The sequence below is a fragment of the Candidatus Cloacimonadota bacterium genome (assembly GCA_012522635.1).
Taxonomy (GTDB): Bacteria; Cloacimonadota; Cloacimonadia; order Cloacimonadales; family Cloacimonadaceae; genus Syntrophosphaera.
The window spans coordinates 1-4,905 of sequence record JAAYKA010000078.1; the positions used below are offsets into that span (position 1 = coordinate 1).

At 50.8% G+C, this 4,905-nt stretch carries 3 protein-coding genes; all 3 read right to left on the reverse strand.

What is annotated here, in order from left to right; all coding sequences use genetic code 11:
- Positions 1-421 precede the first annotated feature (421 nt).
- Positions 422-3,466, reverse strand: a complete 3,045-nt coding sequence (locus tag GX135_04295; protein NLN85308.1) for a hypothetical protein — start codon at positions 3,464-3,466, stop codon at positions 422-424.
- 84 nt (positions 3,467-3,550) lie between these two features.
- Positions 3,551-4,789 (reverse strand): amidohydrolase family protein, encoded by a 1,239-nt coding sequence (locus GX135_04300; GenBank protein NLN85309.1) that lies wholly within the window; start codon positions 4,787-4,789, stop codon positions 3,551-3,553.
- A partial coding sequence (locus GX135_04305) for a hypothetical protein (protein NLN85310.1) occupies positions 4,776-4,905 on the reverse strand: 130 nt, incomplete at its 5' end. The genes GX135_04300 and GX135_04305, both read right to left, overlap by 14 nt.

Consider the following 4,905-nt stretch of genomic DNA (forward strand, 5'->3'; position numbering starts at 1 on the left):
GGAACTTATCTTTGGCCGCTTGGGATTCAAAATGAACATCCGTTCTGGAAAGTAGGAAGCACGGAGGGCAGGAGGGTGACGCTGCGGCGTTGCCCTTCTTTTTTTTGGGCACGCAGATTACGCGGATGAGGTGTCACGCAGATTACGCGGATTACGCCGATTTTTAAATAGATTAGGGATGCAGAGGATGATGAGGATGAAAAGGGATTTTTGATAAGTGACAAGGTGACAAGGTGACAGAGTGACAACGTGACCCGTTCAAAAAAAGTAACGCTGTGGCAATAAACAAAGATCACTGATGCGGTTTTGAAGCCAGAAGCTGATATAGAGAAACAAAAAAAAGCCCGGAACCAAGATTCCGGGCGATATATTGGAGGGTAAGGCCTGATTATTGCCGGGCTGTTCCCATGTGTCGTTGGGTTTATTTCATCAGGACCATGCGCTTGGTCTGCGTCGTGGTTCCATCGCAAAGACGGTAAGTGTAGATTCCCGAAGCCACAGGGCGGCCATTTTCGTCCAGACCGTCCCAGATCAGGCTGTGAGTTCCCTTCTCGAAATATCCGTCCGCCAGGGTTTTCACTTTTTGACCCCGGAGATTGTGGATTACAAGGCTCAGTTTTTTGCCGGGGGAATCCACGTTGAAGCTGATTCTTGTGCTCGGGTTGAAGGGGTTGGGATGATTTTGAAGCAGTTGGAATGATAGAGCGGGCGGCAAAGCTGGGTCGTCAACAGATACAGTTTCATTTGTGAGTCTTTGAGCATATAGGCCGAGGATTTCAGTTTTTCCGCTGGAACGTCCGTCAGCCCAAAGCGCGATGGCATTGTTTCCGATTGTCACCAATTTTGGGTCATATTGTTTTTTGCCAGCGTCGCAGAGCACATAACCCGCTTCAGGGCCGTGCAGGCTGCCATCTGAATTGATGTATTTATAATAGATGTCGCTTTCGATGCCGTAATAATCAGACCAGGCAAGAGCCATACCGCTGTTTTCGAATCTTCCCACGCTGGGGCTGGATTGAGTGCTGTCTTTTTGAACCACAAAGTATCCGAGGTCGCCCCAAAGCGGGGTTCCTGTCAGGGAATATTTGTGGGCGATAATATCGTCCATACCGTTGATGTTTTCACACCAGGCAAAAATGATTTCATTGCGGAAACCATCCTTATCAGCGATCACAGCCGCGCTTTGTTCACGTCCGTAATCCGCCAAAGCCACTCCCGCTGGGTCCCAGAGGGTTTCACCGCCACTGGAAACATGTTGACCAAAATAGTTTTCATAGATCATTCCGCCCCGCTTGTCCTGCCACATCACAAAGATACCGTCGTCTGTGAGGCTGCTGACAGGAAAGCGCTGCATGGTGTCCCAATCCTGGTGGTTTGAGAGGCGTAATCCCTGAACTGGCCATCCATCAGCGGGATTTGCGTCAGGTTTCATCCTGAGGGTATAGACACTTTGAGTGTAGTCGCTGGGTGAAAAACGCTCCCAAGAATAATAATCCTTCTGAATGTCCAGCAGGGTGCATTGATTGTTCAGTTCGTCGCCGGTGAGGGTTCCCACCATGATGCCGTCTTCACCCCACATTTTCTGTCCGGCTTGAATGCGCTGGCCATAGACGTGGAAGCGGTAGCTGGAGCCCACTTCATCATAGTTGCTCCAGCCCACATAAAAAGAGCCGTCGTGCCAACTGACGCGGGGACCTTTTTGTTCGATGGGCATCATTTGAGTCAGTTTTGTGCCATAATCGCCCATCAGCCTTTCGCCATTTGAGCCCAAAAGCTGCATATAGATGTTGGGATGCTCGTCTCGATGTTCCACCCAAAGCACCAGAATCTGACCTTCCGGGTTGATGGCGGCAGCAGGTTTCGATTGTTTTCCACCGGTGGCGAGGGTAACGGGGCGGCCGTTGGTTTCCAAGGCAGTGTTGCCGTCAAAATCGAGATATTGGAAAAAGATTTGGTAACCCAAGTTTGCGAAACGGGTGTCCTGCCAGACAATGGCAACATCGTTATCACGGGGAAGCATCAAATAATCGTTCAAGGGGGTGTCTCCGCTCAAGCCCCAGAAAAGCATCTTTCCGTTTTCTTCCAAAAGCTCATTACCCGCCGAATCGAAGGCTTGATAATAGAGACCCACACTTCCGTTGCGGATATCCATCCAGCTTATAAAAACGTTTGAACCAGCAACCTTAATCAAACCACCTTCCTGCTGGTAGGGGGCGGTACACACAGGCCTGCCGCCGGGGGTCCAGAGTTCTTCTCCCGTGGCTGAAAGATGTTGGGCGTAGATATCGTCGTTGGGGGTGTTGCCGTTACGGTGGTCATCCCACACAATATAGCAGCCACCATTTGAATCAGCCGCCATGCGCACACCTAATTGCGCATAGTCTGCCACACTGACGACCAGGCCATCCGGATTCCAAAGCAGGCTGCCATCAGCGGAAATCTTCTGGGCAAAGAGGTCGGGATGTTGGCTGTCCAGGCGCTTGTCCTCCCAGACAATCACAACGCAGTTGTCGCTGGTGCTCTGGATGCGAGGATTGTGTTGGGGGGCGAAACTGGGGTTGCCAGAATCACCAAAAACCACAAATGGATCCTGCCAAAGCTTCTGACCCGCCAGATTAACTTTCATGGCGTAGATGTCCGGGTCAGTATTTCGCTGGTCTTCCCAGGTGAGAACGAATTCTCCATCCTGCAAAGCTGCCATGCGCACTTTGCTCTGATTTCCAGGGGCGTCCGCCAGCACCAGGGTTTCAGCCCAGGCCATACTGCCATCGGCGTTGAAGCGTTTCATAAAGATGTCTTCATTATCAACATACTTGTGTGTGTAAGCAATCATCATGCCACCCTGTCCATCAGGCAACATGGTGTTTTGTTCTTCAATACCTTCGCCGTTGGCAATTGGGATTCCGTTTAAAGCCCAAAGCGGGTCGCCACTGGCGCTCAAACGCTGGCCATAAAGGTCTTTACTGGGGTTGCGAGAATCGCTCCAAACGATGAATGCACCGCCTTCCAGGTCGGCTTCCAGGTTCAGGCCAATCTGCATTCCGGGTGTTGTGCAAACAGGTTTTCCACCCTCAGGCCACAGCAACTGGCCATCGGTGTTGATTTTTTGGGCGTAAACATCACCGTCGGGGTCGAAAGAAAAATCGATCCAGGCGATGATGAAATCACCGTTTGAGGTCATGGTGATGACGGGGTCTTCCTGTCTGTCCGGTTTGCCATCGATTAGGACGGGATCGCCCCAAACAAGATTGCCCTGGGCATCAACTTTTTGAGCCCAAAGGTCGCGTTCGCCAAGCTTTGTATCGCTCCAAACGTAGATGGCACAACCGTCGGCGGTTTGCGTTCCGGTGCGGAACCATTCGATATTAACTCCCTGGCGGATGGGAACGGAGTCGTCCCAAACCAAAGAGGCGGCCAGGGCAAGAATCATGCCCATAAATAATATGGTTAAAACCGCGTTCTTCATGTATGTCTCCTTAGATTATCATCTTTCGTGAAACCCGCTTTGTGGCAGGGTTTGATGTGATTTGGAAAATTTTACTTAACAATATCAATGCAATTGTCCTTCCAAAAGGCTAAAAACCGTTTTTGAAGCGATAACGGTTTCCACCACGGGAAGTTCCTCACTGCAAAAACAAAGCGTCGAGAGCAGGTGTTCAGGCTTGATTTCCCGGCGTGGAAAGCTGCGGAAACAGAGGTCTGCCTCTTTTCCCGGTTCGAGGCTGCCAATTTTGTGGTCCAAACCAAGCAGGTGGGCATTACCCAGGGTCAGGCTGTGAAAAAGACGTTCGGGGCTGAGAGAAAAAGCGCTTTGGCGATAGTTTGCCATTTTCGCGTGGTAGAGCATATCCAGTGAGCTTCCAGCCGCCACATCGCTTCCCAAGCCAATCTGGATTCCCCTGGCTTCCAGCGCAAGCCAATCCATTTCCCCGCTTTTGAGGAAAAAGTTTGAATCCGGACAGTGGGCAATTTTGCATTTTCGCTTGGCGAGAAGTTCCATCTCACTTTCGGACAGATGGATGGCGTGGGCCAGGATGCTTTTTGAGCTGAGAAGTCCGAAGTCTTCATAAACCTGGGTGTAGCTTCCAGCGCCGAAAAGGTTCAGAACCTCTCTGATTTCGCGGGGATTTTCGGAAAGGTGGGTTTGTAGCCAGGCATCGTTTTCCTGAATAAACTTTCCCAAGAGGGACATCAACTGGGGGCTGCAGGAAAGCGCGAACCGAGGCGTGAAAATGTAGTCCAACAGCGGGTTATAGCCGTGGTGACGCTCATATAATTCCACAGAATCGTTGAAAGCCTGTTGAGTGGTTTGCTTGAGATTTTCAGGACTGTTGGCATCCATGAGGGTCATACCGATAAATGCCCTGGCTCCACAGCGTTTGGCGTTCGAAAATGCCAGCTCGCAAGCTTGGCGGAAGGGTGCAGTGTAGATTACACTGGTGGTGGTACCGGCTGCGAACAGGGCTTGGAAGAAATCGGCGGAGAGGGTGTCGGCAAAACCAGCGTCAGCAAAAAGAGCTTCCTCAGGATAAACGTGATTCTGCAGCCAGTCCAGGAGAGAAGGTTCGTAAATCCCGCGGATACGGTGTTGGCTGAGATGGGTGTGAAGATCGATATTGCCGGGCAGGCAAAGAAAATCAATCCGGTTTTCGGCGTCGCCGTCCAAAGCGGGATCAAAAGGGCGGATATCCTGGATTCCCTCAGCGTTCCAAATGATGGTGTGGTCTGTCAAATACTTGGATTCTGTGGGAGATACAGGGGTCAGCAGGTTGGTTCTAATCTTTCTCATATTCGATTATTTCGATGTTTAAAACTTTGGAAGCGCCCAAGCCGAAATGAAGCTCCTGGCTGTTTTGGGAACAGGTTCCCTTGCTGGAGGAAAGCTCACGGATTAAAGAGTATTCC